This window comes from Moraxella sp. (genome assembly GCF_024227015.1).
Taxonomy (GTDB): Bacteria; Pseudomonadota; Gammaproteobacteria; order Pseudomonadales; family Moraxellaceae; genus Moraxella.
Window position 1 is genome coordinate 1 of sequence record NZ_JAAELD010000256.1, and the last position, 917, is coordinate 917.

General features: G+C 50.9%; 1 pseudogene. It reads left to right on the plus strand.

Features of this window, described 5'->3' with window-relative positions:
- A pseudogene (gene prfB / locus GY683_RS06020) lies at window positions 1–917 on the plus strand (peptide chain release factor 2); the annotation flags it as partial.

A 917-nucleotide genomic window follows, 5' to 3' on the forward strand; every position in this document is an offset into this window, starting at 1 on the left:
CCAACCGTGGGTTAGAGCTTCGGGGGTATCTTTGACTTTGACAGCAAAAAAGAACGCCTAGAAGAAGTCAATCTGGAGCTTGAAAACCCTGAGATTTGGAACGATCCCGACAGCGCCACCAAAATCAGCAAAGAAAAAGCCCTGCTTGACAGTATCATTGACACCATAGAAAGCCTTGAACGCACGCTACAAGACGCAAGCGATCTGCTAGAGCTTGCCCTAGAAGAAGATGACGAAAGCCTACTCATTGATGTACAAAGCGAGCTTGACACCGCCACCGCCAAGGTAGAAGACCTTGAGTTTAAGCGCATGTTTAGTGGCGAGATGGACGCTAATAATTGCTATCTTGACATTCAAGCAGGTTCGGGCGGTACAGAAGCCCAAGACTGGTCGCAAATGCTACTGCGTATGTATCTGCGTTGGTGTGAAAGTCACGGCTTTAAGGCGGAAGTTTTGGAAGTTTCTGAAGGCGGTGTGGCAGGCATCAAGTCGGCAACCATTGCGGTCAAGGGCGATTATGCCTTTGGCTGGCTACGCACCGAGATTGGTGTACATCGCTTGGTACGCAAGTCGCCCTTTGACAGCAATAACGGTCGTCATACGTCCTTTGCTGCCGTGTTTGTGTCGCCTGAGATTGATGACAATGTACAAATTGACATCAATCCTGCTGACTTGCGTATCGACACCTATCGCTCCAGTGGGGCGGGCGGTCAGCACGTCAATACCACCGATAGTGCGGTGCGTATCACTCACCAGCCCACAGGCGTGGTCGTGGCGTGCCAAAACGAACGCAGTCAGCACGCCAACAAAGACACCGCCATGAAAATGCTGCGTGCCAAGCTCTATGAGCTTGAAATGCAAAAACGCATGGAAAAACAGCAAGCCCTAGAAGACAGCAAATCCGACATCGGTTGGGG